The sequence below is a fragment of the Rhodococcus sp. PvR044 genome (genome assembly GCF_040548995.1).
In the GTDB taxonomy this organism is placed as follows: Bacteria; Actinomycetota; Actinomycetes; order Mycobacteriales; family Mycobacteriaceae; genus Rhodococcus_G; species Rhodococcus_G oryzae.
In genome coordinates this window covers 25,878-40,278 of record NZ_JBEPSX010000012.1, presented here as the reverse complement: position 1 = coordinate 40,278, position 14,401 = coordinate 25,878, and the positions used below count along the sequence as shown (strand labels likewise).

At 66.8% G+C, this 14,401-nt stretch carries 11 protein-coding genes; 6 read left to right on the top strand and 5 right to left on the bottom strand.

Annotation, left to right across the window (positions count from 1 at the left end):
* Window positions 1-109 precede the first annotated feature (109 nt).
* The 3 genes from ABIC28_RS22915 to ABIC28_RS22905 form a co-directional block, all read right to left on the bottom strand.
* Window positions 110-1,048, bottom strand: a complete 939-nt coding sequence (locus ABIC28_RS22915; protein WP_354581038.1) for a hypothetical protein — start codon at window positions 1,046-1,048, stop codon at window positions 110-112.
* Window positions 1,041-1,664 carry an RNA polymerase sigma factor gene (locus ABIC28_RS22910; RefSeq protein ID WP_209927816.1) on the bottom strand — a complete coding sequence of 208 codons (624 nt, stop codon included), beginning with the start codon at window positions 1,662-1,664 and terminating at the stop codon, window positions 1,041-1,043. The genes ABIC28_RS22915 and ABIC28_RS22910 overlap by 8 nt, the downstream gene beginning before the upstream one ends.
* A gap of 264 nt (window positions 1,665-1,928) precedes the next feature.
* The gene (locus ABIC28_RS22905) at window positions 1,929-2,444 is read right to left on the bottom strand and encodes a ClbS/DfsB family four-helix bundle protein (protein WP_209926728.1); all 516 of its coding nucleotides are present in this window, start codon (window positions 2,442-2,444) and stop codon (window positions 1,929-1,931) included.
* 583 nt (window positions 2,445-3,027) lie between these two features.
* Between ABIC28_RS22905 and ABIC28_RS22900 the strand changes: the two genes are divergently transcribed.
* Both ABIC28_RS22900 and ABIC28_RS22895 read left to right on the top strand, forming a co-directional pair.
* Window positions 3,028-3,588, top strand: coding sequence for a hypothetical protein (locus tag ABIC28_RS22900; protein ID WP_354581035.1), 561 nt, complete (start codon window positions 3,028-3,030; stop codon window positions 3,586-3,588).
* A 439-nt stretch (window positions 3,589-4,027) separates the two neighbouring features.
* On the top strand, window positions 4,028-4,603 hold the full coding sequence (locus tag ABIC28_RS22895) for a CAP domain-containing protein (protein ID WP_209926729.1): 576 nt from the start codon (window positions 4,028-4,030) through the stop codon (window positions 4,601-4,603).
* Between the two features lie 60 nt (window positions 4,604-4,663).
* On the opposite strand, the gene ABIC28_RS22890 is transcribed toward ABIC28_RS22895, so the two are convergent.
* A complete protein-coding gene (locus ABIC28_RS22890; RefSeq protein ID WP_209926730.1) occupies window positions 4,664-7,021 on the bottom strand; it encodes an ATP-binding protein in 2,358 nt (785 codons plus the stop codon).
* Between the two features lie 124 nt (window positions 7,022-7,145).
* Window positions 7,146-9,482, bottom strand: a complete 2,337-nt coding sequence (locus ABIC28_RS22885; protein WP_354581032.1) for an ATP-binding protein — start codon at window positions 9,480-9,482, stop codon at window positions 7,146-7,148.
* Window positions 9,483-9,745: 263 nt separating this feature from the next.
* Between ABIC28_RS22885 and ABIC28_RS22880 the strand changes: the two genes are divergently transcribed.
* The 4 genes from ABIC28_RS22880 to ABIC28_RS22865 all read left to right on the top strand — a co-directional run bounded on the left by ABIC28_RS22880 (window position 9,746) and on the right by ABIC28_RS22865 (window position 14,332).
* Window positions 9,746-10,153: a Zn-ribbon domain-containing OB-fold protein gene (locus ABIC28_RS22880; RefSeq protein ID WP_209926732.1), complete on the top strand. Its 408-nt coding sequence runs from the start codon at window positions 9,746-9,748 to the stop codon at window positions 10,151-10,153.
* Between the two features lie 827 nt (window positions 10,154-10,980).
* Window positions 10,981-11,700: a hypothetical protein gene (locus ABIC28_RS22875; RefSeq protein WP_209926734.1), complete on the top strand. Its 720-nt coding sequence runs from the start codon at window positions 10,981-10,983 to the stop codon at window positions 11,698-11,700.
* A gap of 149 nt (window positions 11,701-11,849) precedes the next feature.
* Entirely contained in the window at window positions 11,850-13,313 is a 1,464-nt protein-coding gene (locus tag ABIC28_RS22870; RefSeq protein ID WP_354581029.1) for an Ig-like domain-containing protein, read from the top strand.
* A gap of 119 nt (window positions 13,314-13,432) precedes the next feature.
* Window positions 13,433-14,332 carry an Ig-like domain-containing protein gene (locus ABIC28_RS22865; protein ID WP_354581027.1) on the top strand — a complete coding sequence of 300 codons (900 nt, stop codon included), beginning with the start codon at window positions 13,433-13,435 and terminating at the stop codon, window positions 14,330-14,332.
* Window positions 14,333-14,401: the final 69 nt, after the last annotated feature.

The window sequence follows — 14,401 nt, the reverse complement described above, 5'->3', positions numbered from 1 at the left end:
TCACGTCGACGTCAAGCCGACGTGGCGTCGGATCCGCCCGAGCCCGCCGTGCGAACGACTGCCTCGGCGCGTCCCGGGGGACCGCCGAGGCAGTTCCGTCGATGAACTCTCAGGCGGGCGCCAGTGGCATCGTGTCGACCATCTCGGCCGATACGTAGACCTGACCGCCGGCAGGCTGCCCTTCGCGGTCCGCCGTTTCGGTGCTGAGCAACGCTCCGGTCTGGGGGTCGATCACCAGCCGGTCTACGTAGCCCTCCTCGAAGGTGAACTCGAGGACGTCGCCGGGCCGCCCTGCCCGGTCCGCGCCGACGCCCAGGTCACGCGCGCTGATCGCCTCGAGGTCGAGGTCGGCCAGCACCCGATATATCCCCGCCTTGACCTCGGAGGTGACCCCCGGGTCAGGCAGCAGTTCGGTCGCCAACCGGTACAGCGCCCGATCCGGAGCCTCCCCGGGGTACCCCAGCCCCAGCTCGCTCGACAGGCTCAACATTCGTGTCCGCAGCTCGTAGGGGTCGGCGGGGAGCTCGGCCAACTGCGCGTTCGTCAGGTACCCGGACGTTTCTTGAAGGTCGCCCCCGGCCTTGCCGACGAGGGCGGTTCCGTCCGGGCGCACGTATCTGTCGTATGTCGGTTGGCCCTCGTCGGTGAGGTTGACGAACTGCTGTTGCCGGATCGGTCCGGCCCCGACCAAATAAGACGTCTCCGCCACCCGGGTCGCCGCCTTCTGCAGGGTGAAATGCGGGCCGGCCGCAAGGACCTGCACCTGCCCGGACTGGCCGAGTCCGTCGTCTCCGACGACGAATATCGACGCGGCGACAGCAACGCAGGCGGCGGCACCCACGCCGGCCACGACCCGCCAGATCCGCCGTCGGCGCTGGTCGAGTCGAACGACCGGGGCGGGGGAATCAGTGGCCTCGACGGCGGGTGGCTGCGGGGCGGTCTCGGTCTCGATGGTGCGCATCAGGTTCTCTCTCGCTCGGAGGACGACCTCGTCGCGGGGAGGTTGCGGCTCGGGTCGCCGATCGCGGATCTCCGTGAAATCACGCATGCCCTTCTCCTTGCCTCGACTCGGTCTGTTGTCGTCCTGTTCTTGCGGGATCGACGCCGTCCGGTTCACGGAGCTTGCGTCGGAGTCGGTTCAAGCGAGACCGAACGGTTCCGATCGGGATCTGCAGCGCCTCGGCGATCTCGGCATAGCTGAGGTCCTCCCACGCATGGAGAAGCAGCGTGTCGAGATCGGCCTGCGGCAATCGCCGGAGTCGGCGCTCGAGCGCCAGGAACTCACGCCGGGCATCGAGCGAACTGTCGACCCGCTCCTCGAAGGCCACCGGGGCCTCGGGCCTCGGGTGACGGGCGAGTAGGGCGACGTCCCGGTTGAGGCGGCGACGGTTCCCGTGCAGGAGATTGCCTGCGATGCCGTACAGCCAGGGCAACGCCTGCTCGTACTCGAGATCGAAACCGACCCGTCTACCGAACGCGATCGTGAACACGTCCGAGGCGAGATCATCCGCAGCATCCGCCCCTGCCCTACGAGCGAGGTAGCGGTGAATCGTGGCGAAATGACGATCGAAGATGCCCGCGAAGGCGTCCGGATCCGTCAGCGACCGGGCGATCAGCTCATTGTCTCGCGGGGCTGGGACCTCGCGGAGTGCATCAGTGTCCACATGCCTACTTGTCACCGACGCCTCTCCCGGTTCACGGCGTGCGCAGCCGGCGACCCCGACACTGGACAACTCATCCTCAGTCTTGAGGTCGATGGGGCGCCCATCGTGGCGCGGTGCCCGTGAACACTCACCTGCGAAGGGCGCTGCGCCTGGTGGCGGTCGATGAATCGCTCACGGTGAGTGTTTTCGGTCACAGCCATTGCGGGAACTGCGCGGTGGTGGGGACCCCCCTCGATCATGTCGGCTGTATGTTCGGCAACCTGATCAGGGCATGGAAATTCGCTCGCGCAGCCAGGCGCGGATACGTCGACGAGCGTTTGTGTAGGGCGACGAGGTGTTGAACTGGATCATCCGGCCGGCGGTGTAGCTGCGGTGGAATGACGCACCGTACAACTCATCGTCGCTCATGGACTCGACCAGTGCGATCACCTGCTCTTCGGCCGCCGCGAAGCGTGCCAGCAGACCTGTCCACGATTCGGCGGCGTGGTCGCTGTAGAACTTCTGAGCCAGCTCGCCGAGCTGATTCCATGTGAAGCCCGGGGCGGGAAAGCTCGGTTCGTCACCCCGGCCGCGGATCTCGAACCACAACAGCACCAGCTCGTTCCATCCGATCAGGTAAGCAACCAGGTCGGCCGGACTCATCATCGTTCCCGCCGCATGCCCCGGCAGCGTCGACTCTCGCGCCAGTTCCGGCGGGACGCGCTCGAGATCACGGGTGAGCTTGCAGTAGCTGTCGCCGATGGCATCGAGCAACTCGACCTTGGACTGCGGCACTGCCATCGAAACTCCCTTCACCCTGCACCTGCGCCCACCATATCGGCCCAATCGAGGCGAAACCGCATGCCACGGTTGGCATGCAAGCATCAGCGCGACCGCGAGCCATCGTCGCCGACCATTCGTCATCGGCTGCCGTGCTCCAGGCTGGAGTTCGCGACCGGTGTCGGAAATGGTCGCCGCATCCCTCACCTGCAGCATGGCGGATATGCCCGGCGCCGGTCCGGCGCTAGCTTACGAAGCCGTGGCATAGGTCACACCCCCATTCGATTCACATGAACGGAGGGAGAACCGGGATCGATTGGCACGATCTCGTGAGTGCATTACTTCGCTCAGTTGCCGGACCAAACTCGTTCAGTTGCTCAGGTCGCTTCTGACGGCTGCAGGTCCGCTGGTTGGCGACCGTAGGTTCTCGTCCTCCGGTGCCGAGCTGGTTGGAACGTTGAGCGAATCCCTTACGGCCTGCGGTGCACGGGTTCCGCAGCCAGGCTCTATCCCTACTCAAAGAGGACACGGATTCTGCAATGACCCTCTTGATGCCCGGAATCAAGTCGGGGGGCCTTCCAGATCCTTCCATGAAAGGAAAACAATGATTCAGAGCAACTCCCGTCGCGTGATCGGTGGTGTGAGCGCGTTCGCGGTGGCGGCCGGGTTGGCGCTCACCGCTGGCGTTGGAATGGCAAGTGCTGCGCCGGGTTCGGTCAACTGGTGGGACGGCGGCAGCACATTCACCCGCACGATCAGCAACGTGACGCCCGCCGTGGGCGAGACCATCTCGGTGTCGACCACGTTCAGCCGCGTCCCCAACGCCGAGACCGACGACGAGACCATCCAAGAGATGACGGACGTCCACCCGGCATGCCTGACCTTCGTAGACCTGAAGATCGACGGGGTCCAAACGGCACTCACCAACTCGGATCCGACATCTGCGAAGGTCGTCGGCAGCTGGCTTGTGAACTCGACCTCGCCGCGCACCATGGTGTACTCGTACAAGGTCGGCGCCAACTGTGACCGCGATGTCGCGTTGAACACCTCCATGAAATACTCGGGATCGCTCGGCGCGGGCAACTACCCGGACAAGGGCCCAACCATCTCGGTGGCCAAGAGCGCAAGCGCAAGTGGTTCGTTGGGGAATCTGTTCGGGTCCTGAAACCAGGTAGTTCCCAGGCAGGTTCCGACCAGCGTGGCATGACGAAGTTGGCGAGGACCTCCGGTATCGGTTCGCGTACACACCGACCACCGCGAGGTCCTCGTCGCACGCCAATGCGTCCGGATTCCACGTGGCTCTTTGCCCCGGTCACGAGACACCAACCCACATGAACTGATTGACACAAGTTTCGCCCGGCATACTCATGATTTCGTATGTGAATCAGGCCGAAATTCGGTACATATGCGACATTTGCGACCCATTCTTCGGTGTGGCGACATGCCCGCGTGACACCGTCGATACGCAAACCGGTCAGTCGTCCAGCGCTGTCGCGCAGATCATCTAAGGTTGGGCCGTCATTTGCGCGCAACGTCGTGACGCAAGCCCAATACCGCAGGAGCGCAGAACTATTCGTTCATCACACAGGGTCCTACATACCGCATTGATCTCGGCGATCGTCGCCGGGGCGGCGTTGGCGGGGCCCACCACAGCGGCGGCCCAGGAGTCCTCCGAGGCATTCGGTTCGAGCTCGTCCTCGTGCAGCTTCATCGAGCAAATCGGTTCGCTGTTCGGATCCTCGGACTGCGAGGCCTCCCCTCGCCCGTCGACGCCGGATCGCGCCGCCGATCAGACGGCGGATCGCGCTGCCGATCAGATGGCGGCGGACATCGCCAGGCTGACCAACGAACACCGCAAGCGGAACGGCCTGCCCCCGTTGAAGTTCAACGCGGACATGTCAGAGGTCGCCCAGTCGTGGAGCGGCCGGCTCGCGAAGGCCGGGACGCTGTCGCACAACCCGGCCTACAGCAAGGAGATCCCGCAGGGCTGGCGAGTTGCGTCGGAGAACGTGCTCCAGAACTGGAAGCAGGCCTCGGCCGACCAGCTCGTCAAGCAGTGGATCAACTCACCGGGCCACAACGCGAACATGCTGAACCCCGACATCACCGACATCGGAGTCGGCTACTACGTCGGACCGGACGGCCGGGCCTGGGCCACCCAGAACTTCGCCCGGTACTGAGCGAGGACGGGCGGTCTCATCAACCGACGAGGAGTCGTCACCGGCCCGGGGCCACCCGGATCAGGCCTGCCGATCCAACTGATTCTCGGCGATCCAGGCCACGATCTGGGTCCGGGAAGTGAACCCGAGCTTGGCCAGGATGTGTTCGACGTGGCCCTGGGCGGTGCGGGGTGAGATCACCAGCATCGAGGCGATCACCTTGTTCGTGTGGCCGGCCGCGACCAGGCCTGCCACCTCGGATTCGCGCGGGGTCAACACGGATGCGACCGGTGCCGTCCGGGGCTTGTCGGTGTGGGCGTCCCCGAGGGCGTACGCGATGGATTCGTCAAGGCTCATGGCGGCACCGGTTCGAGATGCTTCACCGTAGGCGCGGTCCCCGAGCGCGTCACGGGTCAGTTGCACGCACTCGTCGTGGTTCCCGAGCATGTACGGGAGGGTCACGGAGAATCGTCCCACCGTCTGTGCGAGCGTCTCCGCGGCACCCATCAGGACCGCGGCACGCATCGGCTCGCCTCCGCGGATCTCGATCCAGGCCAACGACTCCAGGCACCATCCCGTCATGACCGGATCCTTGAGCTGCCGGAGCAGCCGCAACGCCTGTTCCAGCAGAGTTGCGGCCCGATCGGTCTCGCCGGCCTGCAGCGTGGTCACCGCGAGAGCCCACGACGAGTACGCGCGGAAGGAGAACTCACCTCGCGGGGCGGTGATCGCGAGGATCTGCTCGTGACACTTGGCGGCCGCCTCCTGGTCCCCCGACAGTCCAGTCGCGATTGCCAGGCCGAGAAGTCCGCCTGTCACCAGGGCGATGCGGAGCCCGGTTCCCGCCAAGTGAGACTCGGCCGCATATGCACTGTCGAGTGCGGCCTGGAACGGTTCGACCGCCGCGACTAGGTCTCCGCTGAACACGGCCAGATACCCGCTCGCATAGTTCGCCATCTCGAGCGACTCCGCGTCTCCGCGCTGTTCCGCAAGCGCGCGACACCGCGCCGCCCTCTCCGCGGCGTCGTCGAGTTGCCCTTGCATTCCCGCGAACACGCAGTCGCCATACAACGTCAACGGCCGTTCCACGGTCTGCGCATCGTCGGAGCTCGCCAGAGCGCGGCCCATCCAATGCCTGGCCTCCGCCAGCAGGCCCCGGTACGACCAGAACAGCCACAGGGCATTGACGATGTGCGCGTTCGCGTCCGGATCGGTCTCGACCACCGACTCGGTGAGACTGAAGGTCAGCGCCTCCCGTAGGTTCGGCCGCTCCCGATCGAGTCGGTCGATCCAGTCGATCTGGCGGGCGCTGATCCACTCGGACTGCGCCTGCAGCACCAGCCGTTCGTACCAGGCGAGGTGCCCCCGCTGAGCCCGGAGGTAGTCGCCGGACTCGCGCAACCTCTCCCGGCCGTACGCGCGGATCGTCTCGACCATGCCGAAACGCACGACCTCCCCGACCTGCTCACGGACCAGGATCGACTTGTCCACGAGCGAGCCGACCGCGTCGAGAAAATCGTCGGCGACCAGACCCTCGGGACACACCCCCTCGGCCGCATCGAGCTCGAAACCGCCCACGAACACCGACAGCCACGCCCACACCTGCTGCTCTCGCGCGGTGCACAGCTCGTAGCTCCAGTCCACACACGACCGCAACGTCTGTAGCCGGGTCGGTGCCACCCGAGAACCGACCGTCAGCAGCCGGTACCGGTCGGTCAGGCGTTCCATGATCTGCGCGACCGACATCGCCCGGATCCGCACCGCCGCCAGCTCGATCGCCAACGGAAGTCCATCCACCCTGCCGCAAATTCCTGCCACTGCAGCACAATTGGCCTCGGTGAGCGCGAAATCGGCCATAGCCGCAGTGGCGCGTGCGACGAACAGCGCCACCGCCTCGTATTGGGGCATCGCCTCGAGTGGCGGGGTCTGCACGGCGTCAGGAACGGTCAACGGCGGCACCCGCAACACCAGCTCCCCGTCCACCCCGAGAAGCTCGCGGCTTGTCGCCAGGATCCGCAGCTCCGGACACGATCGCAACAGTCTCTGTGCCATTTCCGCTACTGCACCGAGCAAGTGCTCGCAGTTGTCAAGCACCAACAGGGTCTGCCGGGTGGCGAGATGATCGATCAGCCGGTCAGAGACCGAACGTCCCGGCTGATCCGGCAGCCCAAGGGATGCGGCAACGGTCTCCGCCAACAGGGCAGAGTCGTGCAGTTCGCCGAGCACGACAAACCAGACCCCGTCGGTGAACGACCGCCGCGACTCCGCGGCGACCCGCACCGCCAGCCTGGTCTTGCCGACACCGCCGATGCCGGTCAACGTGACCAGCCGCGACGTCGCCAGCAACCGCCTCGCCTCGGCTATCTCGTGACGCCGACCGACGAAGCTGGTCAACTCGGCCGGCACGTTTCCTGGCTTGTCCTTCACGGAGGTCGTCATCGAACGTCCTGTCGTTTCGCCGGGTTCGTGTGACAGAAACTACCCCTGGTGGGCAAGAACAGGGGCGTTGTGCCCATGTTGTTGCGTTCATCCGCGGTGACACACGCCCGGCCGTTCTCCGGCGTCAGGTGTTCCCGGGCCTGCTGCTCAATCCCTGCTCGACCATCCACGCCGCGACCTGGATACGGGAGGCGAATCCGAGCTTCGCGAGGATCTGCTCGACGTGCCCCTGCACGGTGCGCTGGGAGATCAGGAGCTGCGCGGCGATCGCCTTGTTGGTCAGGCCCTGAGCCACGAGCTCGGCGACCTGGCGCTCGCGCTGGGTCAGCGCCGATGCCGACCCCGCAGGCTGCCGATCCTCCGCCTCGGAGAGTTCGTCGAGCGCGAACGCGATCGCCTCCTCCGGGCTCCACCGCGCCCCTTCTCGAACGGCGCCCTCGAACGCCCGCTCACCGAGGACCCGACGGGTCTGCTGCTCGCATTCCGCGTGGTGCACCTGCAGTGTGCGGGCAACCACTCCTGCGCTGCCCACCCCCCGCCACATCGTCTCCACCGCGCCCAGCAGCAGCGCGGCACGTCGGGGACGATTCTCCGCACAGGCGATCCACGCCAGCGTCTCCACACACATCGCGGCGGCGAGCATGTCGTCCGCCGATCGGGACAGCCGCAGCCCTTGTTCGAGAAGGCCGGCGGCGCGCGGTGGATCGGCCTCCCACAGCGCGAGCCCGAGGGCGCAGGCCGCATATGCCCGGTAAACGAACTCGCCGGTTCGTTCGCTGATGGCAAGGGCGTCTTCTTGGTAACTCATGGCCCTGGCCGCGTCGCCGAGCAGTCCGGACGCCAAGGTGAGTCCGAGCAATGTCGAGATCTGCCTGAGGTTGTTCCCCTGGTCCGCGAACGCCGCGAGAGCCTTCTCCCAGCCGGCGAGCGCGCCCGGCAGATCCCCGGCGAAGGCGGCGAGATACGCGCTCGCGTGGATGACCGCTACGCGCATCGTGTCGTCGTCCAGGTGCTCCGCGAGGTCGTGTCCCGCCGCCGCCAACGCGGCGGCCGACGCGAAGTCGCCCTGATAGCCGGCGAGCAAACTGTTGGCGCACAACGCTTTCACCCTGTCGACGGACGGTTCGTCCCCGTGCAGCTCGAGCGCGCAGTCGAGCCAGTATCTGCCCTCGCGGAGGAGGCCACGGGAGAGCCAGAACGGGAAGAGGGCCACTGAGATCTGCAGGCCCGTGTCGGCCTCGTCCGGCTCGCTCATGCAGAAGTGCAGCGCCTCACGCAGGTTCGTCTGCTCGCGTCCCAGTCGGGCCATGAGCTCGACTTGGCGGGGGCCGATCCACTCGAATCTCGTCGTCGAGACCAGATCCCGGTGCCAGCTCAGGTGCCGTCGACGGAGGACCGCGATGTCGTCCGGGCCGAGCAACTCCTCGCGGCCGTATTCGCGCAGTGTCTCGAGCATCCGGTAGCGCGCCACCGCCCCCGCGCCCTCGCAGATCAGGATCGACTTGTCGACGAGCGAGGCCAGCACGTCGAGCACCTCGTCCACCGGCTGATCACCGGCGCAGATCCCTTCCGCCGCATCCAGTTCGAACCCGCCGGAGAAGATCGTCAACCGACCCCACAGCTCGCGTTCCGCTTCGGTGCACAGTTCGCGGCTCCAGTCGATGGACAGCCTGAGGGTCTGCTGCCGGCTCGGCGCTCCCCTGCGGCCGCCCGTGAGCAGCTGATACCGATCGGACAGCCGGTCGAGAATCTGCTCGGCCGACAGTGTCCGCAACCGGACCGCCGCCAGCTCGATGGCAAGCGGGAGCCCGTCGAGCCGGTGACAGATCTGCGCCACGGCCACTCGATTGTCCTCACTGAGGGCGAAACCGGGCACCGCGACGGCAGCGCGTTCAAGGAAAAGAGCCGCGGCCTCGTAGCGAGCAAGGTCCTGCAGCGACGGCGGCTCGTCCGGGTCCGGTACCGCGAGCGACGGGACTCGCAACACGGCTTCGCCGCCGACCGCGAGGGCCTCGCGGCTGGTGGCCAGGATCCGCAGCCCCGGACAGCGTCGCAACAGGGTCATTGCCAGGGTCGCAACCGCATCCACCACGTGTTCACAGTTGTCGATCACCAGGAGCAGTCGTCGGTCACGCAGATGACCAGCCAACATCTCGAGCGGCGGCTCGCTCGAGATGTTCCGCGGCGCGATCGTGGCGGCCACCATGCCCGCAACGAGGGCCGGATCGCGCAGGTCGCCGAGCTCGACCAGCCACACACCGTCCTCGAAGTCTCGTCTCGAGTCCGCGCCGACCCGCAGCGCCAGCCGCGTCTTGCCGACACCACCGATACCGGTCAACGTCAACAGCCGCGACGACGACAACAGTCGCCTCGACTCGGCCGTCTCGTTGCGGCGCCCGACGAAGCTGTTCAGTTCGAGGGGAAGGTTGCCAGCCGCCTTGCCACGGGTGATGGGCGGCATCGTCACTCCCATCTCTCCCCCGGCTCAGGGCCGCGAACGATATCGACCGGAATCCGCCTCGTGCGGCGAAGCTCCGACTTGACACTTTAGAGTGAACTGTAACGCCATGGGGGCGCTTGCTGTCGCGCGGATGCGAGATGTGGTCGCGGACGGCGGGGCCCAAAAACAGGTACCTCCCCCCGTCATCCTGCCGTGGTGCTCGACACAGCCCCCGCGAAGTATGAGATTCACCAGTTCTGCCCAGCGTGAAGTCGAGGTTCCTGATGCTCTTGCTCACACGACCGCCGCAGTCGACCCATCCGTCGCCGGAGGTGTTGATGATCCGGAACTGCGCGCGCTGCGCGACACTGCTGAGTCCAGGAAGCTCCTCGTGCGATGCCTGCGGCGGAAAGGACCTGCCGAAGGTCCCGTCGACGGGACTCGGAGAGATCCGCACGTGGACGGTCGTCGATCGCGAGTCACCTGACAGGTGCGGCGATCCGATGCCGTGCCTTCTCGCGGTCGTCGCGCTCGACGACGGCCCCTGGATCTGCACCTGGCTCGAGGGCGAGATCGCGGTTCGCTCGGACCAACACGTCCGCGTTCAGTTCGATCACACCGCCGCCGGGGACCAGTATCCGGTGTTCTGCGCCTGTGGGGCCGAACGCGACCAGGAGTTCCCCGCCGCATAACCCACAACCGCCCAAGACCGGTGCAGATTTCAACGATCAGCCCGAAGGGCCGATAACGAACCAACGCCGACAATGCAGAAGTATTCATATTAGAACATTCAAATAGCGCATTCCTGATGCATTAACTCCGCCCCCGACAATGTCGGCCCGGGCGGCAATTCTGCATTGGCCCGGGTTTGATTAACCGACTTTTTGCTCCGATCAACAATTTATCGTTGTCATTCGACGGACACAGAGGGCTCCGAGACCCAGTCGGCCCCATCCCACCTACCCAGCTCTGCTGTGGATGAAAATACGTATTTACCAGCACTTATACTCCACATATCGCAGGGCGGGCGCACGCCGATCGCATGCCCACGACGCGAACACTCCGTGAACTCACAGTGAATTGAACCTCCCCTCCCCCTTGCCTTCCCGAGCGAACTGGACACACGCCATACTTCTTTTCCTTTTCGCTCACATAGCCCTGTGTCGGCGTGGTAGAAATTGTCGCGGCCGCAACTGCCCCCTGGTTGCGGCCGCACCAATTCAGGAATCGAGTCAAGGAGAAAACAATGGGAACCTTCCTCTCCGTCCTCACCGCGCTCGGCAATGCCGCCGCGGTCGGCAACCTGCTGCACTCGCTGAGCTGACGGCTCGGCTGGGGGCCGGTGCACGCCCGAGGTGCACCGGCCCCCAGTGACCGCCACACCGGCGGTCGAGAGTGGGTCGCCTCCCCCGGCACACGCGGGGCGGGCGACGAGAATGCGACGCCGGGACAGCCCTGCGTCGGGAAAGTACGCGGTCGCCACGCGAACCTGACCGCACCAGCGAAAAGTAGGGAATACATGTCTTCGAACACAGTCCGCCGCATCGCCGCTCTCGCGGCGGCCGCCGCCCTTCCCGCCGGCCTGCTCATGGCCGGAGCAGGAGCAGGCGTCGCGAGCGCCGCCGACCCGGCCTGCGCCCAGTCCAGCCACGACACCAAAAACGACTGGAGCACCGTGTGGATCACCCACACGTATGACAAGACCGTCTCAGCCGCCGAGGTCGCCGCAGGCACCAACGTCACCTACAAGATCGTCGTCGGCACCACCAGCATCGGTAACCCGTACGTCAACTCCATCACCGACTACCCGCCTGCCGGCTTCGGCGCCCCCGTCTCGGCGAAGGTCACCGCTTACCACTTCGCCCAGGGCCAGACCACCGAGGACATCACCCCGCAGACCAGCGGTGACGGCGGCTGGAGCATGAACAGCACCGGCTGGTTCGTCAACTCCGGCAACCCGGTCACCGCCGAGATCACCTACAAGGTCCCCGACAACACTGCGGCAGGCACGAAGGTCACCAGCGGCGGCATCGGCGTCGGCGGCACCGTCGGCGTCGGAACCGGCAAGCCTGGCCTCACCTCCTGCTTCAACGTGCGGGCCAAGAACCCGGGCGAGGCGGTCCTCGGCAGCGCGGACGGTGCCGGTCTCGGCTCCTCCCAAGGCCAGATGAGCTCCACCGGCTCGATCAGCGACGTCCTCGGCGACACCATCACCCGCGTCATCAACAACGGCAGCTAGATCCAGCACCCGGGTGCTGGGCACCCGCCGCTAGACCCCGTGTGCTCGGCGCCGCGACCGCCGCGCGCCGAGCACACGGCCCCCACACCCCAACGCTGCGACCTTGATGTCGATGTCGACGGTCGCACAGCAGCGACCGAAGGAACACCATGACATCACGAGAGACCACCCGCGCCATCGCCGCAGGCGCGGCAGCAACAGTGGCCATGAGCGCATTCGCCATCCTCGGCGCAGGCCTCGCCGACGCCGCCCCCGCCACGATCACCTGGGACAGCGGAAGCTCCCGCTACATCCGCGACATCAGCAACACCACCCCCGCCGTCGGCGACACCATCACCGTCAAAACGAGATTCGAGCGCACCAGCTGGGTCGACGAGTACATCTACAACGTCAAAGACCGGCACCACTCCTGCCTGACCTACGTCCCCGGCTCCGCCAAAATGTCCGGCAGCAGCGACTACCCGGTCGCCAACCCCGAGGTCAACGCCGACGAGGCCTACGTCCGCGCCTCCTGGGGCTCCACCGACTGGGTCGTCCGCAGCCGCCCCGGCTTCTGGGACGCCCCCACCTTCAGCGTCAGCTACAAAGTCGGCGCGAACTGCCCCCGCGGCACCGCCCTGACCACCGGCATGGACTACGGCGGATCCCTCGGCAGCGGCAACTTCGGCACCCAGGGTCCATCGATCACCATCGGCAAGAGCAGCTCCACCACCACCCTCGCCGCCGTCACCGGCGCTCGCGTCGGCGTGCCGAGCACCCTGACCGCGAACGTCACCGGCGGCGCAGCGGGCGACACCATCGAATTCCGTGACGGCTCAACCCCGATCGGCACCGCCACCCTCGACGGCGCGGGCACCGCGACCCTCGCCTGGACCCCCACCGTCCGCGGCAGCCACACCCTCACCGCCAGCTTCCCCGACACCGCGTTCGCCACTGCCTCCCAGTCCGCACCGATCACCGTGCAGGTCGCCGAGCAGAACGCGACCTCGAGCGTCGCGATCGCACCGGTGACCGGCGCGCAGGTCGGCCGTGCCTCCACCATCACCGCCACGGTCACTCCGACCGGGGCCGGCGGCACCGTCGAACTCCGTGACGGCGCAGCATCGCTCGCGACGTTGCCGGTCGGTGCCGACGGCAGGGTCACCTACCAGTGGGTGCCCGCCGCGGCAGGCGCACACTCCATCACCGCCACCTTCTCCGGCCGTGACAACGTGACCGGCTCCAACACCACCGCACAGGTGAACGTGGCCGAGGCACCTGCCACCAACACCAACTCGACCACCACCCTCAACCCGGTCGGCGGCGCCGCCGTCGGCAAGGCCACCACCCTGACGGCGAAGGTCACCCCAGCCAACGCCGGCGGCACCGTCACCTTCAAGGACGGCGGCACCGTCATCGGCACCGGCACGGTCGGCGCCGACGGCACCGCCACCGCCGCGTGGACCCCGGCCACCGCAGGTCAGCGCACCATCACCGCCGAATACTCCGGCAAGGACACCGTCAACGCGTCCTCCGACCAGGAATCGGTGATCGTGGGACCCGGCGACGGCACCGGCGGAACCCCCGGAACCGGCGGCGGCACCGGCAGCCTCGGCTCGATCTTCGGCTCCTGACACCCACACCGTGAAGGGTCTGTCCCCGGCCTGGGCGGCCGGGGACAGACCCTGCGGCCCTAACTGAACGCTGCGGCCTCGCTGTCGACGGTCGCACTCCCCTCGACCGAAGGAACACCATGACATCACGAGAGACCACCCGCGCCATCGCCGCAGGCGCGGCAGCAACAGTGGCCATGAGCGCATTCGCCCTCCTCGGCGCAGGCGTCGCCGACGCCGCCCCCGCCACGATCACCTGGGACAGCGGAAGCTCCCGCTACATCCGCGACATCAGCAACACCACCCCCGCCGTCGGCGACACCATCACCGTCAAAACGAGATTCGAGCGCACCAGCTGGGTCGACGAGTACATCTACAACGTCAAAGACCGGCACCACTCCTGCCTGACCTACGTCCCCGGCTCCGCCAAAATGTCCGGCAGCAACGACTACCCCGTCGCCAACCCCGAGGTCAACGCCGACGAGGCCTACGTCCGCGCCTCCTGGGGCTCCACCGACTGGGTCGTCCGCAGCCGCCCCGGCTTCTGGGACGCCCCCACCTTCAGCGTCAGCTACAAAGTCGGCGCGAACTGCCCCCGCGGCACCGCCCTGACCACCGGCATGGACTACGGCGGATCCCTCGGCAGCGGCAACTTCGGCGACAAGGGCCCGTCCATCACCATCGGGACGAACCCGGGCACCACCGACTCGACCACCACGCTCAACCCGGTCACCGGGGCCACCGTCGGCAAGGCCACCACCCTGACGGCGAAGGTCAACCCCGCCAACGCAGGCGGCACCGTCACCTTCAAGGACGGCGGCACCTTCATCGGCGCCGCCCAGGTCGGATCCGACGGGACCGCCACTGCTGCATGGACCCCGGCGACCGCAGGCGAGCGGACCGTCACCGCCTACTACTCGGGCAAGGACACGGTCGACGCGTCGTCCGACCAGAAGGCGGTGACCGTCGCACCCGCCGGCAGCACCGGCGGAACCGGCAGTCTCGGCTCGCTCCTCGGCGGCTTCGGCTCCAGCAAGTAACCACCACCGGGTCTTTCCCCGGCCTCGACGGCCGGGGAAAGACCCGGCAGTACCACAAGAGCCGAACAC

Coding starts and splice junctions, on each gene's coding strand:
- ABIC28_RS22870 (WP_354581029.1), top strand. CDS start 11,850: ATGACATCACGAGAGACCACCCGCGCCATCGCCGCAGGCGCGGCAGCA.
- ABIC28_RS22880 (WP_209926732.1), top strand. CDS start 9,746: ATGCTCTTGCTCACACGACCGCCGCAGTCGACCCATCCGTCGCCGGAG.
- ABIC28_RS22905 (WP_209926728.1), bottom strand. CDS start 2,444: ATGGCAGTGCCGCAGTCCAAGGTCGAGTTGCTCGATGCCATCGGCGAC.
- ABIC28_RS22900 (WP_354581035.1), top strand. CDS start 3,028: ATGATTCAGAGCAACTCCCGTCGCGTGATCGGTGGTGTGAGCGCGTTC.
- ABIC28_RS22890 (WP_209926730.1), bottom strand. CDS start 7,021: ATGACGACCTCCGTGAAGGACAAGCCAGGAAACGTGCCGGCCGAGTTG.
- ABIC28_RS22865 (WP_354581027.1), top strand. CDS start 13,433: ATGACATCACGAGAGACCACCCGCGCCATCGCCGCAGGCGCGGCAGCA.
- ABIC28_RS22875 (WP_209926734.1), top strand. CDS start 10,981: ATGTCTTCGAACACAGTCCGCCGCATCGCCGCTCTCGCGGCGGCCGCC.
- ABIC28_RS22915 (WP_354581038.1), bottom strand. CDS start 1,048: ATGCGTGATTTCACGGAGATCCGCGATCGGCGACCCGAGCCGCAACCT.
- ABIC28_RS22885 (WP_354581032.1), bottom strand. CDS start 9,482: ATGCCGCCCATCACCCGTGGCAAGGCGGCTGGCAACCTTCCCCTCGAA.